Raw genomic sequence first — 23,571 nt, forward strand, 5'->3', positions numbered from 1 at the left:
TTAAGTTATTGTTAATACAATACAAAATACGCTTAACTAACACGTATAGTTACTTTTGTTTCGACGTAAAATAACTTAAGTACAAGTGCAGCATTTCACACTATGTATTTATAAATTTTCAGCAGCACCTCTCAAGAATCCACTAAATGATTGCAACAATTAACACCTTATTTTGCACCAACAACTAATTTCATTACCCAAATAAATATGTCGATCGCAAATTATTAAAAAAGACAAAAAAAGTCCTACTTTTGAAATAAAGATCACTAAGCCTTTGTTGATCTGGGTGTTTCGTTGAAGTGTCGCTTGTACTCTCGGCTGAACTGTGATGGGCTGCTGTAACCCACAAGGCGCGCAGCATCGTTCACTCGGCGACCCTCTAACTGAATCAATTCACGTGCCTTGTTTAAACGCACCTTTTTGATGTATTGCAAAGGCGACTCGAGAGTCACACTCCTAAACGCTTGGTGGAATGCAGAGACACTCATGTTCGCTTCTTCCGCCAAGGTTTGTACATTTAGTTGTTCGTGGTATTCCTGATGAACGCGGTTTAGCGCTTTTGCTACCCTAGCGTAAGAACCTTCTTTGTGTGCGAGCTCAAAAAGTACATGACCGGATTCGCTCACCAGCGTGCGATACACAATTTCTTCTAACAGCATGTCACCAAGCATTGCGACTTCAAGATCGCTGCATAATGCCGTTATAAGGCGTTTGCACGCATCCAACATTTGGTCGTTCATGCGTACCGATTTCAACCCACAGCGAGTATCATCCTCACAAACATTACTGAATCGTTGTGATTCCAACTTCTTGACCAGCTTTTGCAGCATGGCGGGAGAAATGTCGATGGAGATTCCCAATAAAGGCTCATCGTCAACAGCAATCGCTTCACACTCAAGTGGCATGGGTACACCGACAACCAAATAGTCATCTGGGCCATAACGTACAGGTGTTTGGCCAATGTGAATGTTTTTGTAGCCTTGTCCTAAAACGATGATGCCAGACTGATACACAAACGGTTGGCGATTGTTCCCTTTGCTACTGCGGTAGAACCATACCCCATCAATGGCGGTTTCTTTGATGCCCTCTAAATCGTCTAAACCAAATTTAGTGGCGTATTGCTGCATGATCTCAGCAAGTGTCTTCATCTTGTCACTCCAATAGTTATGCACGCACTATACTTGGAGTTCTGATTTCAGTTCCAGCATAAGAAACGCATATTTGTAGAAATAGGCAATAAATTTGCAGAAATCGGCCTACTCCTTCTCACAAACGCGTACTAATATGCATGTATTCACTCTCCTCACATTGGAAGCAAGAGGTCTAATAATGAACTTTTCATACGTCAACCCAACTCAAATCTTCTTCGGCCAAGGCCAAATCGCAGCAATCAAAGAAGCGATCCCTGCCGATCAAAAAGTGCTCGTTATCTACGGTGGTGGTTCTATTAAAAAGAACGGTGTTTACGACCAAGTAGCACAAGCATTAGAAGGCCGTGAATGGCTTGAGTTTTCAGGTGTAGAGCCAAACCCAACAAAAGAGACGCTAGATAAAGCGGTTGCTATCGTAAAAGAGCAAAACGTTGACTTTATCCTAGCTGTTGGTGGTGGTTCAGTTATCGATGGTTCTAAGTACGTTGCAGCATCTGCAAAATACGACGGTGACGGTTGGGACATCATGGTAGGCAAACATCAAGTAACAGAAGCAACGCCGCTTGCTGCGATTCTTACTTTGCCTGCAACCGGTTCTGAGTCAAACATGGGTGCAGTAATCACTAAGAAAGAAACCCAAGACAAATTGGCATTTCTAGCGCCTGCTGTTCAACCAAAATTTGCTGTGCTTGATCCAGACGTAATGAAAACTCTACCAGAGCGTCAGCTTATCAACGGCCTAGTTGATGCATGGGTACACGTATGTGAGCAGTACCTAACACTGCCAACTGGTGCAATGGTTCAAGACGGTTACGCAGAAGCGCTACTTAAAAACCTAAAAGTATTGGGTGATCAATTCGCAGAACGCGATAACGACCAATGGCGTGCGAACCTAATGTGGACAGCAAACCAAGCATTGAACGGTCTAATCGGTAGCGGCGTTCCTCAAGATTGGGCAACGCATATGATTGGCCACGAGCTGACTGCACTATGGCACGTAGACCACGCTCGTTCACTAGCGATCATTCAACCATCTCTACTTCGCAACCAAATGGAATTCAAACGTCCTAAGCTTGAGCAAATGGGTCGTAACGTATTTGGCTTGGCAGAAGGTGAAGATTTGGCAGAACGCACAATCCAATCGATTGAAGCTTTCTACCATCAGCTAGAAGTCGCGACTCAACTTGAAGGTTACGGTGATGACCGTCAAGCAGCTATCGATGCTGTGATTGATCAACTGAACAAACACGGCATGACGGTTCTTGGCGAAAACCAAGCAATCGACCTAGAAAACAGCCGTAAAATTCTAGAACTTGCCGTTGCATAACGACTCGATCTATTAAATTACTGCCTTTTTTGACGGCATTGTGTCTACGCGGACACAATGCCGTTTTTTATGTTAATTTAGCGCAACATTGACAACTCGATAAATATTGAACTTTTCTGCTAGAAAACTAACAAATAAGCGATGGTTCGATGTTGTTATGTAAGCCGATGACCAAAAACAAACCAAGTGCTTACTATTCGAAGTGTCATTTTTTAGCTTGCTCATAAAAAGATGAGCGTTTAGTCGTCTATTCAAGAGTTATTCGTATGTGGCTGATTGTCATAGCTTGTGCGTTCATACATATCATCAGTATTAAGACTGGCCCAAAGTGGCTGTTCTTTTTGACCAAACCGCTTCCAATCGTCGCCATGATTGGAATGCTACTCCTATCACCTTCAAATCACCTCCCCTACACTCAGTGGATCATTGCCGGTCTGTCAATTTCGCTTATCGGTGACTTAGTCATGATGCACCCGAAAGACAAGTTCATTCTCGGTATTAAGCTATTTTGCCTAGCATTAATTTGTTACGCCTTAGGCTTCATTAATATGGCAGCTTGGCACTTTACACCTTGGTTGCCTTTTGCCGTGTTCGGCGTCGGCCTCTGCGCCTATTTCTTCTTTAAACCCGATTTGGGGAAAGAGAAATGGTCAGTTGCCAGTTACATCTTCGTCCTCATGGCCATGTTGTGGATGTCGATGGAATACTATGCCAGTGGTAAAACCCAATCTTCCGCATTTGCAGTTTTAGGCAGCTTTGTCTTTACTTTATCCGGTGCGGTTTTGGCGTTTGAACGCTTCGGTGGCACGTCGATTTTCTCTCGACAAGTTGTCATGACCACCTACTATTCCGCCCAATATTTAATCACGATGTCCGTGTTCGCCATAGTGATCCGTTTCCTCTAAAACTGACTATATTATCGGTTAGTTTTATCACGAGTTATTTGCTCACCAGTTGGACAGTTTATGCTTGATTAACAGGTGCAATACGGTTAATAACTTGTTATTGTAGAAAGAAATTTATTCTAAAAGTTGGCAGCCTTGAAAGAGAAAAATATCGTTGTTGAGTTCAGCGGCGTAAACAAGTGGTATGGTGAATATCACGCCCTCAAAGACATTAATTTTTCAGTACATACCGGTGAAATCGTTGTTGTTTGTGGCCCTTCCGGTTCAGGTAAATCAACACTCATTCGTTGTATCAACCACTTAGAATCCATCCAAGAAGGTGAACTCAGCGTCTTCGAACAACCAGCCGATTCCAAAGCTCAAAAACCTGGCAAAGTCGGCATGGTGTTCCAGCACTTTCATCTGTTTCCACATCTTACTGTGTTAGAAAACCTCACTCTTGCTCCGATCCGCACGTTAAAGCTATCCAAACAAGAAGCCGAAGAACGTGCAATGCATTATCTCAAGCGTGTGAACATCGAAGAACAAGCCAATAAGTATCCAATTCAACTTTCTGGTGGTCAGCAGCAACGTGTTGCTATCGCGCGTTCCCTTTGCATGGAACCCGACCTACTGCTGTTTGATGAGCCGACTTCTGCGCTCGACCCTGAGATGATCAACGAAGTGCTAGACGTGATGGTGGAACTGGCACAAAGCGGCATGACCATGATTTGTGTGACGCACGAAATGGGCTTTGCTAAGAAAGTGGCGAATCGAGTGGTGTTTATGGACGAAGGTGAAATCATCGAGATGAACTCCCCAGTAGCCCTTTTCGAAACACCGCAGCATCCACGAACCCAAGCGTTTTTGAATCAGATTCTGAGCTACTAGCCTATGGTAATTCGAATCCTAAAACCTGTTTTACAAGCCATATTACAAATCGCCATTCTTTTGATAGCGATCGTGTGGGTACTCGATTCCGGCGCACAAGCGATGGGGTACCAATGGCAATGGGAACGTGTACCCGATTACATCGCCTTTTACGAAGATGGTGAGTGGTGGCCAGCAGAATTGGTCGATGGACTTATCGTTACCTTAAAGATTTCGGCGATCAGTCTTTTCTTCACATTAGTGATTGGTTTCGTCACCGCATTATTGCGACTCAGCAACTCAAAAGTTGGTAACGCGATCGGTACCGCTTATGTCGAGTTGATTCGCAATACCCCATTGCTGGTGCAAATCTACCTACTCTATTTCGTGTTTGGCCCTGTCATTGGGTTAGATAGATTCAGTACCGCTGTTTTAGCACTGTCACTATTCCAAGGTGCTTATACCGCAGAGATCTTCCGTGCAGGCTTAAACAGCATTCCAAAAGGTCAGTTTGAAGCTGCCAAAACCTTAGGTTTATCACCTTTGTTTGCTTACAAAGACGTGATTCTTCCGCAGGTACTTCAACGCACTTTACCACCGTTAACTAACGAAGTGGTGTCACTGATTAAGAACTCTTCAATCGTCAGTGTGATGGCGATATTCGACCTGACAACCGAGGCGAGAAACATCGTATCTGAGACGGCGATGCCGTTTGAGATTTGGTTTACTGTGGCAGCAATCTATCTTGCTCTCACATTATCACTTTCTGGCTTATCCGCTTGGCTAGAACACAAACTAGGAGCCAGTTGGCGCAAATTATAAGGAGATAACATGAAGTTATTCAAAGCGACCATTACTGCATTATTAGGGCTTGCAATTGCTTTACCTTCATTAGCCAATGAAGAAGCAGCGACACCAAACGTTGATCAAATCAAAGAGCGTGGCACGCTGCGCGTTGGTATGTCGACATTTGTACCTTGGGCAATGCGTAATAAACAAGGTGAGTTGATTGGTTTTGAAATCGATGTGGCAAAACGTCTCGCAACAGACACAGGCTTAAAAGTTGAGTTTGTACCGACAGCGTGGGATGGCATCATCCCTGCTCTTCTTGCTAAGAAATTCGACGTAATCATTGGCGGCATGTCAATTACGCCAGAACGTTCAAAGAGTGTATTGTTTACTGAACCTTACTCGCACTCAGGCGTTCAAGTAGCAGCAAACAAAGAGCTAGCGGCTGGCTTTAGTGAGTTTTCAGACTTTGATTCTCGCCGCGTGAAAATTGCTGCTCGTCGTGGTGCGTTCACTGTGCAAGTGGCGCGTGAGACTTTCCCTAAAGCGAAGATCCTTCAGTTTGATGACGATGCACAAGCATTCCAAGAAGTATTGAACGGCAACGCACACGCTGTTATTGCATCAAGCCCGAAACCGGAACATGAAGCGATCAAGCATGCTGACAAACTGTTCATTCCATTTACTGAGCGACTATCCAAAGGTAATGAGGCATTTGCTGTTCGCCTAGGCGAAGAAGATAAAAAAGCCTTCTTCAACGAGTGGATTGAAGCTCGTACCCAAGACGGTTGGCTAGATGAGCGTTACGAATACTGGTTCTCAACGCTAGATTGGCAAGACCAAGTTGCCCAAGGTCAATAACCCTTAATCGTTGCAATAATCAACAACACCGACTCGTACTGCGGGTCGGTTTTCTTCTCTACTATCGGAGTTAAACCTTGAGCGGACAAACCACCACTCGCGTTGCACCAACCAAAGCAAAATCAGGCTTTTTCTTAAGTCGTTTTAACCTACTCGATTGGGTACTGCTTGCCATCTGCGCGTTGGCTGGGGTTTGGCTCTATCATCGTTCTACCGTCGGCGTAAACTACATCTGGCATTGGAAAGAAGCAATCGACCTCTTGTTCACCCCAAGAACAGATGGCGGTTTGCCGTATTTCTTCCAAGGTCTAATCTCAACGCTGCGTTTAAGCCTTTGGGGCATCATCTTTGCTCTGGTATTAGGAACATTGCTTGGGTTAGCACGTTTTTCAGATTCTGTTTGGTTGCGCACGCCTGCCAACGCATTTATTCAATTGGTACGAAACATTCCACCTTTGGTGTTCGTATTCATCTTCTACTTTTTCATCTCTAACCAGTTAATCCCATTACTTGGTTTGGAAGATCTTCTCCGTAACTATCGCGGCGAACCTAACGCGGTTCAGCACTTCTTCTTTGGCCCTGCTAACCTATGGGAAAACCTTGCGTCCGGCGTGCTTTGTGTGGGTTTACTCTCTTCTGCCTACATTGCTGAAGTGGTTCGTGCGGGCTTGCAAAGCGTCGATAAAGGCCAGTGGGAAGCGGCTGACTCGCTTGGCCTATCTCGTTGGGTGAAATACCGTTTCATCATCGCGCCCCAGGTGCTAAAAGCGATTACACCCGCACTTGCAGGACAAACGATTTCTCTGGTTAAAGACACCTCCATCGTTTCGCTGATCTCTATTCAAGAAATGACCTTTGTCGGCACAGAGATGGCGAACTCATCAGGCTACATTTTCGAAATCTGGCTAATTGTCGGCTTCGTTTACTTCCTGATTTGTTTCGGTCTATCAATGTTTTTTAGATACATCGAGAAAAAATCGGAATCTATTTCAAATTAACTCAATAGGCTTCAAAAATAAGACAGCGTAGCGCTTCAAATCGGAATTCCATCCTGTTACAGTCGTTTTCATGCTAATTTTTTGGCGTTTTTCATGGAGTTAAAGAAGCAGTCCGATTACGAGCAGTACATAAGGCAGGACAGCCTTGGCGAATACTACGTTGTGCTCAATCAATACACTTTCCACAGTGTTTATCAGCCAATTTTTGATAAACACCAACAAATGATCGGGATGGAAGCCCTGCTCCGTATTCGTGGTGCAGATGGCTCGAATATTCGACCAGATCTCTTCTTTGCTGATGCCAGCATCGATACTTACTTCCGACTTTGTATTGAATTTCTCTCCCGTGCGATTCATATCCGTAACTTTGCTCGTCACTTTGCAGGTTCACCAATCAAGCTCTTTCTTAACGTCATGCCACAAACCTTGCTGACGCTGACCAAAGACATGGGCTTTAAAGACAATGGCCTGCTCTACAAACGATTGTTTGAGTTAGGTATGGAACCTTCTGACGTGGTCTTTGAAGTCGTTGAGGAATCTTGCGGCGATACAGAGCTTTTGATTCAAGCAGTGCAACTCATGAGAGCAAACGGCTTCTTGTTTGCGATTGATGATTTTGGCTCTCACCATTCAGATATGTCTCGTGTCAAACAACTTTGCCCAGACATCATCAAAATAGATCGCTCTTACCTGCTCGATTATTGCTCTGGGGACACATTAGCGATCGCCAATGCAGTAGAGCTTGCTGAAGAGATGAACGCAAAAGTGGTCATAGAAGGTGTCGAAGAGAATACACAACTTTCAGCCATGCAAGCACTAAACTTGGATTACTACCAAGGTTTTTATCTGGCGAAACCAAACTCGATTCACCATTGGACTGAGCAAAAAGAAATAGCCAAAGTGCTACATTAAACGCGTTACCGCAGATACAGATTAAATTGCTTTAGATACAAAAGCGCCGCCAAGGTTACTCACCAAGGCGGCGCTTTTCTGTTTACGTCGATTTTAATATCGAAACAAATCGCTTAGAAGAAGTCGATAGAGTTACGACCACTCTTAGGATCGCGTGCAACCTGCGGCTTTTCTTCTTTCTTGCCTTTCTTAGCAGATTGAGACAATGCTTCTTTTTGTGCTTTACGCTCTTTGTGCGCTGCTTTACGGCCGGTAGATTTAGGGCCTTTAGCACTTGGCTTGTCGTTCTTTTTCGAGCGAGACTTTTCTTTACGTGCCGCTTGCGCTTCTTTCTTCGCCTTCTTCTCTGCTTTTTCTTCAGCAGTTTCAGGTTCGGTTACTGGCGCGTCACATACAACAACGTAGTATTCTTGGTTGAATTCGAAGAAATCGCCGTCGTACATTTTGCGACGTTTACGAGTTTCTAGCTCGCCGTTTACGGCAACGTAACCTTCTTCGATGATGTGTTTTGCTTCACCACCACCACTCACCAAGTTCGCGATTTTGAAAAGCTTATACAGCTCAATTGGGTGCGCGTCAACGTCGATACCGATCGCTTCGATCTCAATCTCTTCGCCTTCTAAATACTCTTCGTGTTCGTAATCTTGGGTCATGTTCGTTACTCATTTTTCTTGATGAACGGAGTTTAAACGGAATGCGTACAAATAGAAACGTGATCTTCACTCATCTTGACCAATTGGGTATATACTCACCCAATAACTCCTTGAACGAGCAATATTTTGTCTAATAAGAACCACATTACCTTTGCCACCGCCAACCTGTTTAACTTTGTTGCACCGCCTGGCGCGTATTACGACTTCGAGAACATATATTCTCGCGACGATTGGCAGGACAAACTCGCTTGGACCAAATCGCAGTTAGAACAATTAAATCCTGACATTATCGGCTTGCAAGAAGTGTTCAGCATCGAAGAAACCAAAACCTTCTTTGCTGAAATAGGTTATGAACACTTTGCCTGTGTCGATACGCCGAACATTGAAGGCGATTACATTTATTCCCGCCCAGTGGTTGCAGTGGCCTCGCGCTTTCCAATTGAGAGCTTTGAAGCGGTCACGTTCGATAAAAATACACTCATTGCCTTTGGTGATATCGACGCGCCACCTTTTAGCCGCAAACCCGTTCGTGCCTGCATTGTTCACCCAATTATTGGTCATCTCTCTGTGTACGTCACACATTTGAAGTCACAGCGCCCTGCGGATTCAACCACTCCAGAAGAAGTAAGCAGACCGATTGCCCGTTGGCTATCTACGCAACAACGTGGTTGGGAAGCGGCAATGCTTCGTGACGCAATGCAAAGGCAATACGCTTTGAACCCAATGCCAACAGTATTAATGGGTGATATGAACCAAGGCATTACTTCAACCAGCGTTAACAATGTTTTGACTGAGCAATACGGTGACAGCGTCACTGATTTACAGCTCAATGACGGATGGGAATTGCAAGTAACGCCCTCATTGGAGTCAAGACCAGCAACGCACTACCACTTTGCGAAAGGAAACGTGTTGGATTACATCTTGTTGTCGCAAGAGTTTGATGCGCACGCCGATGTATCAATAGCAGAAGTCACGAACTACCAAGTGCTAGATGGGCACTTAATCAATCCGTCTTTTGAGAGAGATAAAAACGCCAGCGACCACGCATTTGTGGCGCTGACCGTAGAAATTAAGCTTTAGTGTCGGTGTGGCGCTTTACAATCTTACGCGGAATCAACTCTACACCTGCTTTATAGCGTTTAGCTGAGGCATTAAGCGCCAACTCCATTGCGCTGTCGGCAATCAGCTCAAACTGCTGTGGAAGAGAGTTGATTTTGATTGGAAGAAAATCGAGCAAGCGGTTATCACCAAAGGTGGCCAAACGTACTTTGCCCATCAACTCTGGCTTTTCTAACATCACATCCAATACGCCTTCTAATAAGGTGTAAGACATGGTCACCACAGCATCCGGGAGTTTGCCCTTTTCGATCCAACCTTCAAGCACCTTCTTGCCTTCTTCACGAGAGAAGTGCTGACCATAGCCAACCAAAACACCAGTGCTACCTTGCTGACAAGCCGAACGGAAACCGAGTTCACGCTCTTTAGAGACTTGCAGTTCTTCTAACGCACCAATCAAACCAATCGAATCAATCTCTGAAGACAATACCGACTCGGTTAGCTCAAACGCCGCATCGAAATCTTCGCTGATCACACAACAAAAGTGTTCATCATCCATAGGACGGTCAAGTGCGATAACGGGCGTACCCGAGTTTTGCAGCTTAAGATAATACTCGCTCGCTGCTGGCATACTGCTCGCAACGAATAGCGCATCAATACGACGACTCACGAGCGCCTCTGCAACCTTTTGCTCCGTTTGCGGATCATCATCAGAACAGCCAATCAAAATTTGATAGCCCGCTTTGCGCGAGTTCTGTTCAATCAGTTTTGCTAAACGTGCGTAACTGGTGTTCTCTAAATCTGGAATGATCAAACCGAACGAACGTGAGTTGCCCGCTCTTAAAGAAGATGCTGCGTGATCCGGTTTGTAATTGTACTGCTCAACCACCGCCATGACTTTCTTTTGAGTCTTTTCGCTGATGCGGTATTTCTGCGCTTTTCCGTTAATCACATAGCTTGCCGTGGTCTTTGAAACCCCAGCTAATTTCGCTATTTCATCCAGTGTCATATTCTAAGCCCTATTCTGTGCGCGGGATCATATTAATACATCAACGATCCTTCGATAAGTTGAATTATATGCTGAACCGATTCAGTATAAAAGCTGAAAGGATTCAGCAAAACTCAAAAATTGACGAGAATCACCAAAATCAAGCAATAGGGTCTCCCTTTGCTAGGCTTTAAAAGCACTGAGACACTGAGTGGTTAAGTTTCGATTTTAAAAACAGTTTCGCTGAGTGTTTTAAAAAATTTGACCAAATGCTGAATCGATTCAGTTTCTTTTGTTCAGCAAATTGTGGTTAAGCAAAACCGACTCTAATAGAGAAATGACGAACAAAGACACGTTCAGCAACCATAGATAAACGGCGTTACGCAAACAAAGTACTGCGTAACCAAGATGAATTAGAAATAGATACCTTAAGGCTGGAGAAGCACCATGCTTAAGCTAAGTAAGAACGACATTACCCTATCTCAATCCGCTACAGATAAGTTTGAAGCGATCAAAAGCATCGCTCAGAGCCTGACAGACAAAGCTCTGGTTGAACAAGGCTATGTAGAGGGCATGCTAAACCGTGAAAACCAGAACTCAACGTTTCTAGGTAACGGTATCGCAATTCCACACGGCACAACTGACACGCGCTCAATGGTGAAAACCACGGGTGTTGCTGTTCACCACTTCCCAGAAGGCGTTGAATGGGGCGACGGCAACACAGTTTACGTTGCTATCGGTATTGCAGCGAAATCAGACGAGCACTTGGGCATTCTTAAGCAGCTAACAAAAGTATTGGGTGCGGACGGCGTTGAAGAGCGTCTACGCAATGCGAAAAACGAAGACGACATCATTGCCCTACTTCATGGCGACGTTCAGTTAGAAGCGGATTTCGATGCTTCTCTCATTCAACTGCTATTCCCAGCAAGTGACATGATTCAAATGAGCGCAGTTGCCGGCGGCCTACTTAAAAACACAGGTTGTGCAGGTACTGAGTTCGTTGCAGATCTAGTAACAAAAACGCCAACGCATCTAGGCCAAGGTCTATGGCTTGTTGGTAGTGATAAACAAGTAACTCGTACTGGTGTTTCTTTTGTATCAACAGCCAATGATTGTGAATTCGAAGGCGAGAAAGTGCGTGCTCTAGTTGCATTTGCAGCTTGCAACAACGCTCACCAATCTATCTTAAGCACGATTTCAAAGCTTGTGTTTAACAACGAACACAGCAAATTACTTGATGCTTCTGCTGAACAGATCCTTGCACTGTTCAAAGGCGAAGAAATGGCAACAGAAGCGGTTGAAGATGGCAACACAGCAATCTTCAAAATCAAAAACGCCCACGGCCTACACGCTCGTCCAGGCGCAATGCTAGTTGCTGAAGCGAAGAAGTTCGAATCTACCATTCGTGTGGCAAACCTAGATGGCGATGGCAAAGCAGTAAACGCGAAGAGCCTAATGAAAGTTATCGCGCTAGGCGTGAAACACGGCCACCAGCTTCAATTCTCTGCTGAAGGTCCAGATGCTGCACAAGCACTTGAATCAATCGGCAAAGCAATCGCATCTGGTCTTGGCGAAGGTTAAGGGGCGAGAGAATGACAGCATTGAAAACAAACAAAGTCGTTACCATCACGCTTAACCCTGCCCTTGACCTAACAGGTTCGCTGGACTCAATTAAAGTGGGTTCTGTCAGCCTAGTTGAAAAGAGCAACCTACACGCGGCAGGTAAAGGCGTAAACGTAGCGAAAGTGCTTAGTGACCTAGGTGCAGACGTAACAGTGACGGGCTTTCTTGGCAAAGACAACCCTGAGCTGTTCCACCAGCTATTTAGCGATATCAAGGTTAAAAATGAGTTCGTTGAAGTCGAAGGCGCAACTCGTATCAACGTGAAATTGGTCGAAGCAGATGGCCAAGTGAGCGACATCAACTTCCCTGGCGTTCAAGTTACGGCAGAAGAAATCGCGCGCTTTGAAGAAACCCTATTCCGCCTTGCAGAAACACACGATTACTTTGTATTGGCAGGCAGCCTACCGGGCGGTGTTACTGCAGAGCAATGCGCGGCATGGATTGAGAAGTTGCATCAGCAAGGCAAGAAAGTCTTGTTCGATAGCAGCAAAGCGGCACTACGTGCAGGCATCGACGCTCATCCTTGGTTGATCAAACCAAACGACGAAGAGCTAAGTGACTTTGTCGGCGAGCACCTTTCAACGCCAGAACAATGCCAAGACGCGGCGCAAACGCTAAGCGATAAAGGCATTGAGAACATCGTAGTTTCTATGGGTGCAGACGGCGTGATGTGGCTTAACCAAGGCGAATGGCTACGCGCACAACCACCACGAATGAATGTAGTAAGCACTGTTGGTGCTGGCGATACGCTTGTTGCTGGCTTGTGCTGGGGTCACATGCAAGTGATGCCGAAAAACGATTTACTGCGCTTCGCTACCGCGCTTTCTGCCCTAGCAGTAAGCCAAGTTGGCGTTGGCCTAACCAGTCAGGAAGAACTGGAGAACATCAAGCTCCAAACGCAAGTAACCGAGCTTTACCCTAATACGAACTTAGACAAAAACTAAGGAACAGAAGGTTATCAGTATGAATATTGCCATTATTACAGCTTGTCCAAGTGGTGTTGCGAACAGCATCATTGCGGCAGGTCTACTAGAACAAGCAGCGGCGAAGCTGGGTTGGAACGCAAAGATTGAATGCCAATCAAGCGTGGTAGAACCAACACTGCTGACAGACGCTGACATTGAACAAGCAGAAGCGATCGTAATTGCGGCTAACACTCCAGTTGATACTTCTCGTTTCGTAGGTAAAAAAGTCTACCAAGCAGATATCAGCACCGTAGCGAAAGACGCATCCGCTTTCTTACAAACTGCGGTTGAAAGTGCAGCAACGCTAGAGCAAGCAACCACAGTTACAGCACAAGTAGCAGCACCAGCAGAAAGCACCTCTGCAACGAAGAAGATTGTTGCTATCACAGCATGTCCAACCGGCGTTGCACACACCTTCATGGCAGCAGAAGCGCTAGAGGAAGAAGGCAAACGTCGTGGTCACCAAATCAAAGTGGAAACACGTGGCTCAGTAGGTGCGAAAAACCAACTGACTGACCAAGAAATCGCAGACGCAGATTTGGTCATCATCGCAGCAGACATCGAAGTACCTCTTGACCGCTTCAACGGCAAGAAGATGTACCGCACCAAAACAGGTCCAGCTCTAAAGAAAACAGCGGAAGAAATGGACAAAGCGTTTGAACAAGCAAGCGTATACCAACACTCTGGCTCTTCTAGCGCATCATCAGCGACAGAAGAGAAGAAAGGCGCGTACAAACACCTAATGACAGGTGTATCTCACATGCTTCCAGTTGTGGTTGCCGGTGGTTTGATCATCGCCCTATCCTTCGTATTTGGTATCGAAGCGTTTAAAGAAGAAGGCACGCTAGCAGCAGCGCTAATGAACATTGGTGGTGGCTCTGCATTCGCATTGATGATTCCAGTTCTTGCTGGTTACATCGCGTTCTCTATTGCTGACCGTCCTGGTCTGGCTCCGGGTCTAGTTGGCGGTATGCTAGCAAGCTCAACTGGTGCAGGTTTCCTTGGTGGTATCGCAGCAGGTTTCATCGCAGGTTACGCTGCTAAGTTCCTTGCCGACAAAGTAAAACTTCCACAATCAATGGAAGCACTTAAACCTATCCTTATCATCCCGTTCGTGGCGACATTGTTCACGGGCCTTGTGATGATTTACATCGTGGGTGGTCCAGTATCTGGCATCATGAGCGGCCTAACTGATTTCCTAAACAACATGGGTTCAGACAGCGCAGTTCTACTGGGTATTATCCTTGGTGCGATGATGTGTTTCGACCTGGGTGGTCCAGTAAACAAAGCCGCTTACGCATTCGGTGTAGGTCTATTGGCTTCACAAACTTACGCACCAATGGCTGCAATCATGGCAGCAGGTATGACACCGGCACTAGGTATGGGTCTTGCGACGTTCATTGCTAAGAACAAGTTCGAGCAAAGCGAGCGTGAAGCAGGTAAAGCATCATTCGTTCTTGGTCTGTGCTTCATCTCTGAAGGTGCAATCCCATTCGCAGCGAAAGATCCAATGCGTGTAATCCCATCATGTATGGCGGGTGGCGCACTAACAGGTGCTCTATCAATGCTGTTCGGTGCAAAACTGATGGCACCACACGGTGGTTTGTTCGTACTGCTTATCCCTAACGCAATCTCACCAGTGCTAATGTACTTGGTAGCAATCGCAGCAGGTACAGCGGTAACAGGTTTCACTTACGCGTTCCTAAAGAACAAAGCAGAAGCGAAACAAGAAGCAGCTGCTTAATCGTGACTAACTCGCTTAGACGGTTCTAAGCAACGATTAACAATGCCTCCCTCGATTTGGCATTCGACACCTCCCTCTAGCCTCGGCATTGGGAGGTGTTTTTTATTGAGCAAGAAGCGGAGTCTAACGGGCGCTAAATCCTATAGCAGATAAAGTTACTCTCCTCTGTTTCGCTCTGATTGAAAAAGAATAATTGCTCGTCCTGCACTTTGTAGATGAAGTCTGTTTTTGTGCCCACGTATGAGTTCATGTCTCTTACGAAAACCTCACTCTCCGTTGGCTGTTCATTCCAGCTGACTTTCTGATAATCCACTGTCAGCGCATGACCATCCACTTGATACTTGCCGTTGTAAACCAGTTCATATTCTTTGCTTTCGCCCTTTTTTGTCAGCAGCGACCCTTTCTGAAAAATGTACATGTCTCTATCCGAGCTAAACACCACGACAGAACGGTCACTGATGTTTTCATAACGGCGGTAACCTCTGGTAATAAAGTCTTCTTCAAACGTTGCACACGCCCAGCGCGAACCAGTAATTTCATCGGATTGAAAATACTTTTGGTGAACAACCACACCCACTAGGCCAATTGCGAATGCAACATTGAGGACGAGGAGTTTGTTTATCTGCATATTGCATCCGCCCTGCTCATGCTCTCTAAAACCGTTTCTTTCAAGGTGTCGATATCGAGAGAAAACTTAATGTAATTGACGTTCTTATTGCTGTTTTTGGCGAACGCAAACGCACGCAAAATATGCGCTCCTTCTTGATAAGCAGATTCAGACACGCGCAAATACACGATGGCCGGACACACTGGAAACACTTCATCGTTGAGGCTTTTTGCCAAAGCAGAAAGGTCTAACTCGTCATGATTTTGGTCGTAAAAATAGAATTCGGTTTCAGACACAGAAAAGTGTTGGTAGTCCGAATCATCAAGAAAATCAGGATGCGGCACAAACGGACGAAAATAAAGCACAGAGACAATCGCGATAAGCAGGAAAGCCGTCATCATTATCGGAATTAAACTAAATGCCTTATCTCGCGATTCAGCTTCTTGTTTGGACGCTGCTTTAACTTGAGACTCAACATCATCAATTTCGAGCGTTTGAAGTTCCGGTATCTCAACTTTCTGTTTGATGGGTTTCACATCCGCATCAACTTCCAGTAAATAGCCAATTTTACTCACCGTTTTAATCTGTACGCCTTGTGCATTCAACTGAGCCAGTTTCTTTCTTAAACCGGAAATCACATTGGTCAAAGCTTGATCGGTAACGACTGAGCCGTCCCAACACGTTTCGAACAAGGCCTCACGAGTCACATGCACGCCCTGCTTTTCTATCAGCAAGTTCAATACTTGGTATGGCAGAGGTCTTAGGGGAACACCATCGCCGTCTGAATTGGACAGTTTCCTTGTCGTTGGATCGAGGATTAGATTGGCGAAATAGATTCTATGCATACAGGCTCACTACTTTCTCAACTCCTTGAATTATAGGTTAGGTTTCTCAAACCACTCGAAAAACCAAATCAACCTCATCACACCAGCATAAAGCGTCCAGTTTGGACGTAATCACGGATTCAAACATCGATTTCTTGTTATGCATACCTTCCGATCACACAAAAAACACACAATTGCCTAAGTGACTAAATCAATGGGAATTATTTGGTTTTTGTTTGCTTTTTGTTTAGTTTTTCAGCGCCTCATTTAGATAATGAACACCGTTTTAAATATAAAAAGACAGACAGTCATACAGAGGTAACTATGAAAAACACAATCATCCTTTTATCCGCTCTTTTTAGCGTTTGTGCTCAAGCAAATGGTTCACAAGATGTCTCAGGTTTTTATCTTGGAGGCGGTGTGGGTAACAACACGTTTAGTGACGATAACCCGTTTACAAAAGTGGATGACAACGGCACCGCGTTCAAAATTATTGGTGGTTATCAGTTCACCCGTATCGTTGCGGTTGAAGCGCAGTATACCAATTATGGTGATTTTAAGATCGTAGATACCGCTTATGATTTAGGTGCGAGCAACGTCTCGGTGGCGGCGAATATTGGTTACTCGTTCAATAATGGCCTGCGCCCTTTCGCAACCTTTGGTTTGGGTTATATGTCTGTTGATATTCCGACGACAGACAATGAAGATGATTTATCCCTACGTATCGGTGCAGGTCTGAAATACACGCCAATTCAATTTGGAAACATCACCTTTCGCGCGGCGTATGAGATGGACCATTTCACAGTAAAACCGAAAGGTTCAAGTCTGGATACAGACGTACAGATTGGCTCTTTCTATGCGGGCGCTACCTATAAGTTCTAAACTGGCTAGTTTCTAAAGCAGCCTAAGCTCGTAAAACAATAGAAATAAAAGCAAACACATAGAAACCACAAAGGGCGAACGCGTATGATAAGTGTTCGCCCTTTTCTTGTTCAAGTTGGCAGTGTTTAAACCGACAATTTATTGCATTGGTTCAGACTCGATATCCACATCACCGCTGCTCAAGTTCACCGTTGCATTGTACACACTGTGCGGATCACCATGATGCTTAAAGGTAAAGTGATAAACGTTCGCTGGCGTCCAGATCTCTTTATCATCGACAGGCAGAATGTCGTAACCGTCTTGTTGGTAAAGCTCGGTTGCCATCACATACGCGATTGCTGTTTGCACTTGGGTGTTATGGTCGTATTTTGGCTCGACAGATGGGTTACTTGGGTAAGAGTCACCATTAAAGCTCATTTGACGGTATGCGCCATTGCTCCACACAACAAAATCTTGCCAACCGTTGCTGTAGCTGTCTATAAGTGCAATCGGCGTTCTGGTTACTGACATGCGGCTAAGCACTTTACCGCTGTTATCGAATATGTACCCAGTACAGCCACCACTGCCGCAGAAGTAACGATCTTGGAACAACACAAAGTGTTCTGCCATACCGTCACTGTTTAAGTCAGCAGAACCCACTTGGTAGTTGATCTTGTCGTTTGCTAAAGAAAGCCCTTCTGGGTTCAGAATGCTTTGGTCAATCCAAGTTGCGATTGTTGCCGCATCGGCACTTTTCACTTCCACAGGCGCTTCTGTTGCCGTGGTATTTGAAGAAACGCCGTCCGTTGTAGAACAGCCAATAAGCGTTAGAGAACCTAACAGGAAGAGTCCGTGTAATCCGCGATTGTTCATTTGCGTTCGCTCTTTTAATGATGATGTATTCTTAGTATACGCATGATTTATCAATCGCTTGTAAGAAAATCATAAAAATCAGTTAGGTGTACACGAAACCATCAGTCCTTCTTTTCACCTTTGCTTTCTTCTCGTTTCTTGATTCTCGCCTCCATTATCTTCTCCTTCTCGCATCTCGCATCTCGCATCTCGCATCTCGCATCTCGCATCTCGCATCTCGTATCTCGTATCTCGTATCTCGCATCTCAATTCTCTCAGATCAAAAAAGCCCTGAGGAATACCCTCAGGGCTTGGCAGGAATCTGACAATAAATAAAGCCAGGAAGTCCCTTATGCAGTGGTTGGTTTGATCTTAAACAGAATTGCAAACATGACTGGTACAACAATCAGAGTCAAAACTGTAGCAAAACCAAGGCCTGCCATAATCGTAATAGCCATTGAGCCAAAGAACGCATCAAACACCAATGGAATCATACCTAGGATGGTGGTCAGCGCCGCCATACTCACTGGTCGAACACGGCTAATCGCACTGTCGACAATCGCTAAGTAAGGATCCTTACCTGATGCTAGCTCTAGGTTAATCTGGTCAAGAAGTACGATACCGTTCTTCAAGATCATACCGCTCAAGCTCAGTAGACCAAGGAACGCGGTAAAGCTAAATGGCATGTTTGTCGTTAGAAGACCAAACGCCACACCGATGATAGACAGCGGTACAGTGAACCAAATAACCAATGGCTTCTTCAGTGAGTTAAACAGCAGCATCGTAATGATGAACATCAACAAGTAACCCATTGGCAGCGAGCCAAACAGACCTTCTTGCGCATCTTTCGATGATTCGTACTCACCACCCCACGTGATTTCATAACCTTCTGGAATATGCAGTGCCATCACTTTTGGTTGAACACGAGCAAACAAACTTGCTGCGGTGTCATCACTCAATACATCGTGGTCAGCCAGTACCGTCAGAGTACGTTTACGGTCACGACGCTGAATCAATGGCTCATCCCAATCCAGCTTCACACCATCAATCACTTGATCAACTGGAATGTAGCTTTGTAGCGATGGACTCCAGATGTTCACGTTCTGCAGTGATTCAAAATCCACACGTTCCGCTTCTGGCAAACGCGTCATGATAGGCAAAATGTGCGTACCATCGCGAAGGAAGCCAAGTGTGCTGCCACCAAACGCCATTTGCAGTGTGCTTGAAAGATCTTCTTTCGAGATGCCCAAGCGACGTGCTTTAGATTCGTTAAATACAGGTACTAGCTCTTTAGTACGCTCACGCCAGTCGTGACGGATGTTACGAGCACCCGGGTCAGTATGAAGAATATCTTCTACTTGTACCGCAAGCTCACGAAGCACTTGTGGATCAGGGCCAGTAATACGCGCTTCAATCTTAGACGCTGGAGACGGGCCGAATTCCATCAACTTGAACTGGAACGTTGGCTTGTCGAACGTCTTCGCAAGGTTGTCGTCCAGCTTATGCAGAAGCTCAAACATGTTCTCACGGTCCGTAGTACGAACTTGGAACTGTGCGTAGGCTTCGTAACTCTTCTCTGGTTGGTAAGTCAGAGCGAAACGCTGCAAACCTTGACCAATTGACGCTGACACGAAATCAATGTTGTCTTGAGTACGGATGTAGCTTTCAACTTCTTCCGCTTTCTTGATGGTCTCGCGAATATCTGTGCCTTCTGGCATCCACATATCAACGTAGAACATCGGCGTATTTGATGGCGGGAAGAACTGTTGTTTCACACTACCAAACGCAACCACAGCACCAACTAGCAGCGCCACCATGCCTGCTACCGTTAACCAACGGAAACGAAGCGCAAGTTTAAGAGACGCACCAAACGCGACGAACAACCAACCTTTGTATGGGTCTTCGTCTTCTGCATCTGCGTTCTTGTCTTCTTCTTTCAATAGAAGATCCGCTAGGAATGGCGTTAGCGTAATCGCCGTAATCCAGCTCAAGAATAGCGAGAAACACAGAACCCAGAACAGAGAGCCCATGAACTCACCAGTCGCATCTTGTGACAGACCGATAGGCGCAAACGCGGTAATAGCAATGACTGTCGCACCAAGCAGCGGCCACTGAGTTTGTTTCACGATATCTGTTGCCGCTTGAACTTTGGTTCGTCCTTTCTTAAGGCCAACCAATATCCCCTCGACCACCACGATGGCGTTATCCACCAGCATACCGAGTGCAATGATCAACGCACCAAGCGAGATACGGTGTAGCTCAATGTTGTTGTAGTTCATCAAAATGAAGGTACCGAATACGGTCAACAACAGCACCAAACCGATGATCACGCCACTGCGTAAACCCATAGTGAACAGCAGTACGATGATTACGATAGCCACGGCTTCTGCCAAGCTAATAACAAACGCTTTTACTGAATCGTCTACTTCTTGCGATTGGTTGTAGAAGTAGTTCATATCGATGCCAGCAGGCTTGATGGTCTCAAGGCTTGCTAGTTCTGCTTCTATACGTTGACCGACTTCTACTACGTTTACGCCAGACGCAAACGAAATACCAATGTTGATTGCTTTCTTACCGTTGTATAGCAGCACATTACCCGGCTTTTCTTGAATGCCACGGCTGATGGTTGCAACGTCTTTCAAACGGATCAGATTACCGGTGTCACGACCATGAATAATCAGGTTCTCTAGCGCTTCTACGGTGTTTAACGTACCGCTTGGGCGAATAATGAGGCTCTCACCGTTTACCATTACCTCACCTGCAGAAACCACATTGTTCTGTTGGTTCAGCAAGCCAGAAATCACGTTCATGTCGAGGTTCAGAGCCGCCAAGCGATCCAATGAAATCTCAACAAACAGCATCTCTTGTTGGTCGCCAGCGATATCAACTTTACCCACGCCATCGATCAGTTCAAGTTCACGCGTGAGTTGGTCTGCGTAACGTTTCAGTTCTACGTAATCGTAGTCGTCACCCGTTAGCATCAGCATTACGCCGTACACATCACCAAAGTCATCAATGATTTGCAGAGATTGAACGCCTTGAGGCAAAGTTGGTTGCAGATCGTTGATTTTACGGCGCATTTCATCCCAGATTTGCGGCAATTCATCCGGACCGTAGTCCATCTTCATGCTCACCATAATCTGTGACATACCACTTGAGGACGTCGACGTAATCTTATCGATATAAGGCAGCTTGCGAATCTCTTTCTCAAGTGGATACGTCAGCTCTTCTTCTACTTCTTTAGAAGTCGCACCAGGATAAGTCGCAATCACCATCGCATCTTTGATGGTAAATGCTGGGTCTTCCAATCGACCAAGTTCTAGGAACGACGTCACACCGCCGATCGCTAGAATAACGATGAACAGCCAGCTGATGACTTTGTTCTTAATTGAGTATTCAGCAATGCTCATTATTGTTGTTTCTCCACCACATCCACATGCTTACCTTCGCGAAGTTTGCGTAAGCTGGAATTAACTAATACATCGCCTTGAGCAACACCTGATGACACAATCGCACCTTCGCCATTAACTTGGTCGATGGTTACTTCCACTTTAGTGACGGCGTCACCATTTAATTTCCAAACAAAAAACTCACCATCTTGATTGCCCGCTTGTAATGCAGTCATTGGGATGTTGTAGCCATCAATAGAAGTAATACCTGCTGCCACCATGTCTACTGCAACGCTTACGCTGGTACCCGGCAGAATCTCTTCCTCAGGTTGTGGCATGGTTAAATACATTTGGTAAGTTTGCGTTTGAGCATTTGGCTCACTGGTGTGCTCCAAATAATCCAACGCATAAGATTTCGCGTCACCCGAGAACGTAGCTTGAGGCTGGTAGCTCATGCTTTGTGTATTTGGGTTTACCATCGCAAGCACGTTGTCTGACAGCTCGATACGAACGTAAACTTTGTCGCTTTGGTAAAGGTTTAAAACCGGCTCGCCAATCGCAACACGCTCAAAACGCTCTTTGAATACATCCGAAACCTTACCCGCAAACGGGGCAAACAAACGTGTGTAGTTCAATTGGTTTGTCGCGTTGTAGAAGTTTGCTTCCGCCAGCTCTTTATTTGCTGTTAGTTCATCCAGCTCCGCTTTAGAAATCATTTGGCGGTTATGCAGCTCTTCACCACGTTTAAGCTGACGAATCGCTAGCGTGTATTGTGCTTCAGCATCGTTTACCGCTTGCTTCTCTTTGCTGTCGTCTAGTTTGGCGATCATCTGGCCTTCTTTAACCGTGTCACCCGCTTTGACTAGCACATGCTGAACTTCACCTGCGCGACGGAATGCAATTGGCGTTTGTTCCGCTGGCACGACTTGGCCTTTGAATGTGCGGTATTGGCTTTTTACTGGAACATCAACATCAACCGTAGAGACATACAAAGGCTGCTCTGCGGTCACTTCGTCTGTGCTATTACAACCGGTGAGTACCGCCAGTGCGATAGCCGATACTGTGAATAATGAACGTTTCATTAGATACCTTCCTCACGAACCCAAGCTTTCACTACTTGGCCTTCTACTAGGCGTTCAACACCTGCAATAACAACGTAATCATTCTTGTCTAGACCCGACTCCACAGCGCCATTCGCATTTAGTGACAAGGTCACTTTATTCACTTGCTGTGTATCGCTGTCCATTACCCAAACTTCACCATGAGCGGCGTCTTTCGACACCCAAGCCGCATTTGGCAGCATCATCGCGTCTGATACGTTTTGCTTCGCAATGTGTACTTGGCCTGTCATGCCCGTTAGCAAGTTACGATCAGAAGGACGAGTAATCGTCACGATCGCTTCGTAGCTGTTGGTGTCGGCATTGGGTTGAGTAGAGATTTCTTTGAATTTGCCTTGGATGCGGTTGTTTGGTTCGCTGTCCATCGTCACCCACATCTCTGCATCTTTAAGTGAGTTCAACGACACCGCTTCGGCGTAAGTCACAGGCAAAGTAAACGACACATCCAAAGTGGTGTTGTCGATTAGGTTTAGGATTTCTTGCTTAGCAGCAACCACTTGGTATGGCTTCACGTAGGTATAAGACACCACACCATCAAACGGCGCATGAATCTCTGTGTAGCTCAAATCGGTTTTCGCTTGCTCTAAGTTTGCCAGTGCCGCTTTGTATTGCGTTTCTTGTTGGTCGTAACTGTCTGTACTGATCAGCTTCTTGTTGTACAAGCTTTTCGAGCGTTCCCATTGGGTTTTCGCTAATGCGTACTGCGCTTGTGATGCATCAAGAGCTAACTGCAAGTCTTTTGGGTCTAGCGTTGCAAGTACATCGCCCTGCTTCACCTCTTCGCCCATTCTCACGATCAACTTCTCAATTTCGCCACCTACCTGAAATGAAAGTTGGGCTCTGTACGTTGCATCTATTCGTGCAAGGAATGCATCGGAATCGGCAACAGTCAGATCATTAATAGCAAGTAATTTTACAGGTTTGATTAATGGCTCAGACGGTTCTGATACGGCTTTGTTACACCCTGTCAGCATCGTGGCGAGGCTCAATGCCACCGCTGCTCCGACAAATGTGCGCTTTAAGTATTGTTTTCGCACTGGCTTTCTCCATCGACTTTATATTTACTACACAGGTGTGCAGTATATGTATAACGAAAAAA

Annotated in this window: 21 protein-coding genes; 12 read left to right on the forward strand and 9 right to left on the reverse strand. The window is 45.6% G+C overall.

The features are described from left to right. Window positions 1–266 precede the first annotated feature (266 nt). A complete protein-coding gene (locus VCHENC03_RS22820; protein ID WP_009704480.1) occupies window positions 267–1,148 on the reverse strand; it encodes an AraC family transcriptional regulator in 882 nt (293 codons plus the stop codon). Window positions 1,149–1,329: 181 nt separating this feature from the next. Here VCHENC03_RS22820 and VCHENC03_RS22815 point away from each other — a divergent pair, with 181 nt between their 5' ends. From VCHENC03_RS22815 to VCHENC03_RS22785, 7 genes are all read left to right on the forward strand, one after another. After that, window positions 1,330–2,478 carry an iron-containing alcohol dehydrogenase gene (locus VCHENC03_RS22815; protein ID WP_009704481.1) on the forward strand — a complete coding sequence of 383 codons (1,149 nt, stop codon included), beginning with the start codon at window positions 1,330–1,332 and terminating at the stop codon, window positions 2,476–2,478. A gap of 266 nt (window positions 2,479–2,744) precedes the next feature. After that, window positions 2,745–3,383 (forward strand): lysoplasmalogenase, encoded by a 639-nt coding sequence (locus VCHENC03_RS22810; RefSeq protein WP_009704482.1) that lies wholly within the window; start codon window positions 2,745–2,747, stop codon window positions 3,381–3,383. Window positions 3,384–3,518: 135 nt separating this feature from the next. Continuing rightward, complete coding sequence (locus VCHENC03_RS22805) at window positions 3,519–4,253, forward strand: amino acid ABC transporter ATP-binding protein (protein WP_009704483.1); 735 nt, start codon at window positions 3,519–3,521, stop codon at window positions 4,251–4,253. Window positions 4,254–4,256: 3 nt separating this feature from the next. Beyond that, entirely contained in the window at window positions 4,257–5,054 is a 798-nt protein-coding gene (locus tag VCHENC03_RS22800; RefSeq protein WP_009704484.1) for an amino acid ABC transporter permease, read from the forward strand. 9 nt (window positions 5,055–5,063) lie between these two features. After that, the gene (locus VCHENC03_RS22795; protein WP_009704485.1) at window positions 5,064–5,882 is read left to right on the forward strand and encodes a transporter substrate-binding domain-containing protein; all 819 of its coding nucleotides are present in this window, start codon (window positions 5,064–5,066) and stop codon (window positions 5,880–5,882) included. 77 nt (window positions 5,883–5,959) lie between these two features. Further along, on the forward strand, window positions 5,960–6,880 hold the full coding sequence (locus VCHENC03_RS22790; protein WP_009704486.1) for an amino acid ABC transporter permease: 921 nt from the start codon (window positions 5,960–5,962) through the stop codon (window positions 6,878–6,880). Window positions 6,881–6,973: 93 nt separating this feature from the next. After that, entirely contained in the window at window positions 6,974–7,792 is an 819-nt protein-coding gene (locus VCHENC03_RS22785) for an EAL domain-containing protein (protein ID WP_009704487.1), read from the forward strand. Window positions 7,793–7,905: 113 nt separating this feature from the next. Here VCHENC03_RS22785 and VCHENC03_RS22780 read toward each other — a convergent pair whose 3' ends face one another. Next, window positions 7,906–8,445 carry an RNA-binding S4 domain-containing protein gene (locus VCHENC03_RS22780; protein WP_005441925.1) on the reverse strand — a complete coding sequence of 180 codons (540 nt, stop codon included), beginning with the start codon at window positions 8,443–8,445 and terminating at the stop codon, window positions 7,906–7,908. A 126-nt stretch (window positions 8,446–8,571) separates the two neighbouring features. Between VCHENC03_RS22780 and VCHENC03_RS22775 the strand changes: the two genes are divergently transcribed. Continuing rightward, window positions 8,572–9,525 carry an endonuclease/exonuclease/phosphatase family protein gene (locus VCHENC03_RS22775; protein ID WP_009704488.1) on the forward strand — a complete coding sequence of 318 codons (954 nt, stop codon included), beginning with the start codon at window positions 8,572–8,574 and terminating at the stop codon, window positions 9,523–9,525. Here the strand turns inward: VCHENC03_RS22775 and cra are convergent. Continuing rightward, window positions 9,515–10,510, reverse strand: a complete 996-nt coding sequence (gene cra / locus VCHENC03_RS22770; protein ID WP_009704489.1) for a catabolite repressor/activator — start codon at window positions 10,508–10,510, stop codon at window positions 9,515–9,517. The two genes, VCHENC03_RS22775 and cra, sit on opposite strands and share 11 nt — an antisense overlap. 426 nt (window positions 10,511–10,936) lie before the next feature. On the opposite strand from cra, the gene fruB reads away from it, so the two are divergent. From fruB to fruA, 3 genes are read left to right on the forward strand one after another with little or no spacing between them, the layout of a single operon-like run. Further along, window positions 10,937–12,070, forward strand: a complete 1,134-nt coding sequence (gene fruB / locus VCHENC03_RS22765) for a fused PTS fructose transporter subunit IIA/HPr protein (protein ID WP_009704490.1) — start codon at window positions 10,937–10,939, stop codon at window positions 12,068–12,070. An 11-nt stretch (window positions 12,071–12,081) separates the two neighbouring features. Next, on the forward strand, window positions 12,082–13,056 hold the full coding sequence (gene pfkB, locus VCHENC03_RS22760) for a 1-phosphofructokinase (protein ID WP_009704491.1): 975 nt from the start codon (window positions 12,082–12,084) through the stop codon (window positions 13,054–13,056). Between the two features lie 19 nt (window positions 13,057–13,075). Continuing rightward, window positions 13,076–14,821: a PTS fructose transporter subunit IIBC gene (fruA, locus tag VCHENC03_RS22755; RefSeq protein WP_009704492.1), complete on the forward strand. Its 1,746-nt coding sequence runs from the start codon at window positions 13,076–13,078 to the stop codon at window positions 14,819–14,821. Between the two features lie 133 nt (window positions 14,822–14,954). Here fruA and VCHENC03_RS22750 read toward each other — a convergent pair whose 3' ends face one another. Together VCHENC03_RS22750 and VCHENC03_RS22745 are read right to left on the reverse strand one after the other, a co-directional pair. Then, the gene (locus VCHENC03_RS22750) at window positions 14,955–15,449 is read right to left on the reverse strand and encodes a hypothetical protein (protein ID WP_009704493.1); all 495 of its coding nucleotides are present in this window, start codon (window positions 15,447–15,449) and stop codon (window positions 14,955–14,957) included. Further along, window positions 15,440–16,273: a transcriptional regulator gene (locus tag VCHENC03_RS22745; protein ID WP_009704494.1), complete on the reverse strand. Its 834-nt coding sequence runs from the start codon at window positions 16,271–16,273 to the stop codon at window positions 15,440–15,442. The genes VCHENC03_RS22750 and VCHENC03_RS22745 overlap by 10 nt, the downstream gene beginning before the upstream one ends. A gap of 303 nt (window positions 16,274–16,576) precedes the next feature. Between VCHENC03_RS22745 and VCHENC03_RS22740 the strand changes: the two genes are divergently transcribed. Then, window positions 16,577–17,134: a porin family protein gene (locus VCHENC03_RS22740; RefSeq protein ID WP_009704495.1), complete on the forward strand. Its 558-nt coding sequence runs from the start codon at window positions 16,577–16,579 to the stop codon at window positions 17,132–17,134. 138 nt (window positions 17,135–17,272) lie between these two features. On the opposite strand, the gene VCHENC03_RS22735 is transcribed toward VCHENC03_RS22740, so the two are convergent. The 4 genes from VCHENC03_RS22735 to VCHENC03_RS22720 all read right to left on the reverse strand — a co-directional run bounded on the left by VCHENC03_RS22735 (window position 17,273) and on the right by VCHENC03_RS22720 (window position 23,509). Further along, complete coding sequence (locus VCHENC03_RS22735) at window positions 17,273–17,986, reverse strand: hypothetical protein (RefSeq protein ID WP_009704496.1); 714 nt, start codon at window positions 17,984–17,986, stop codon at window positions 17,273–17,275. Between the two features lie 329 nt (window positions 17,987–18,315). Then, a complete protein-coding gene (locus tag VCHENC03_RS22730) occupies window positions 18,316–21,375 on the reverse strand; it encodes an efflux RND transporter permease subunit (protein ID WP_005441947.1) in 3,060 nt (1,019 codons plus the stop codon). Then, the gene (locus VCHENC03_RS22725) at window positions 21,375–22,436 is read right to left on the reverse strand and encodes an efflux RND transporter periplasmic adaptor subunit (protein ID WP_009704497.1); all 1,062 of its coding nucleotides are present in this window, start codon (window positions 22,434–22,436) and stop codon (window positions 21,375–21,377) included. The genes VCHENC03_RS22730 and VCHENC03_RS22725 overlap by 1 nt, the downstream gene beginning before the upstream one ends. Beyond that, window positions 22,436–23,509, reverse strand: a complete 1,074-nt coding sequence (locus tag VCHENC03_RS22720; RefSeq protein ID WP_009704498.1) for an efflux RND transporter periplasmic adaptor subunit — start codon at window positions 23,507–23,509, stop codon at window positions 22,436–22,438. Before VCHENC03_RS22720 ends, VCHENC03_RS22725 begins: the two co-directional genes overlap by 1 nt. Window positions 23,510–23,571: the final 62 nt, after the last annotated feature.

It is taken from the genome of Vibrio sp. HENC-03, assembly GCF_000305755.2.
Taxonomy (GTDB): domain Bacteria; phylum Pseudomonadota; class Gammaproteobacteria; order Enterobacterales; family Vibrionaceae; genus Vibrio; species Vibrio owensii.